Annotated in this window: 2 pseudogenes; one reads left to right on the top strand and one right to left on the bottom strand. The window is 76.1% G+C overall.

Features of this window, described 5'->3' with window-relative positions:
* A pseudogene (locus tag ND748_RS32350) lies at positions 1-302 on the top strand (carboxylate--amine ligase); the annotation flags it as partial.
* A 109-nt stretch (positions 303-411) separates the two neighbouring features.
* Here ND748_RS32350 and ND748_RS32345 read toward each other — a convergent pair.
* Positions 412-1,210, bottom strand: a pseudogene (locus ND748_RS32345) (serine/threonine protein kinase); the annotation flags it as partial.

Genomic DNA, 1,210 nt, shown 5'->3' with positions numbered 1-1,210 from the left:
GTCCGGAGCTGCTGCGCGCCGCGGGCTGGCGGGCGTCACGTTACGGGGTGGCCGGTGAGCTCGTCGACCTCGAACGCGGCGAGCTCGTCCCCGCCCGCGCTCTGGTCGACCGGCTGGTCGAGCGGGTCGGCCCGGAGCTGTCGGCGACCGGCGACGGCGACGCGGTCGCCGCCCTCGTCGACGGCCTGTTCGCCCGCGGCACCGGCGCGGATCGCCAGCGCGCGGCCTACGCCCGCCGCGGCCGCATCGACGACGTCATCGACCTCGTGATCCGCGAGACCGCCGCTGTCGTGTCCCCCTGATCCGCCTGATCCGCGCGACGGCCCATGCGGCGACAGCTCATGGCGCAACCGTTCATGGCGCGGCCGTTCACGGGCGAGGGTTCACAGGGCGAGGGTTCACGGAGGGCGGTCAGGGGCCGGGGCGGAACGAGGCGAAGATCGTGCGCATCTGGCCGAGGGCGGCGTCCCAGCCCTGCTCGGGGACGCGCCAGCGCAGCCCGTAGCCGTGCCCGTTGCGGACCACGCCGAAGTCGAGGACGTGGATGGTCTGCCCGCCGGAGGTGAAGCTGAACTCCCAGATCGCCGCGCTGGTCCCGGCGCCGCCGTCCGCGGGGCGGATGGACAGGCGGCGATAGCCCGCGGAGCTGTCCCGGACCGCGGCTTCCTGGTCGTACCAGGCACCGATGGCGGAGGGACCCGCCTTCGGCTGCTCCTCGATGAGCAGGTCCGGGTAGCCGGACGACGCGGTGGTGATCACCCGTCCGTTGCCGCGCTCGGAGGTCCGCCAGCCGGCGGGTAGCGCGGCCGACCATCCGCTGCGGTCCCGGTGGGTGGTGTAGCCGGCGGGGGCTTCGGCGGGTTCGGTCGTGTCCGGGATGAGGGCGCCGAGGTTGTCGCCGACCTGCGACCCGGCAGGCGAGGTGGTGGACGGTGCGGACGGCGTGACCGCCGGCGTCGGGCCGGTCGCGGGCGTCGACGTCGTCGGGGACGGCTTCAACCCCGCCGTGGCCGTGGCCGTCGCCGAGGCCCGCGGTGCAGGTGAGCGGGCGGCGGTGGCCTGCGACGTCGCGGCGGCGGCAGGCGGGGACTCGGACGGGTCACCGCCCGCGAGGACCAGGCCAAGCACGATCGCCACGGCGGCAACCACCACGGCCGCGACCCCGGCGAGCACCGCGATGCGCCGCCGACGCGCCGGCCCGGCCGGATCG

It is taken from the genome of Frankia sp. AiPs1 (genome assembly GCF_023716945.1).
Taxonomy (GTDB): domain Bacteria; phylum Actinomycetota; class Actinomycetes; order Frankiales; family Frankiaceae; genus Frankia.
The sequence above is the reverse complement of the archived record's forward strand: the minus strand, read 5'-3'. Positions and strand labels throughout refer to the sequence as shown.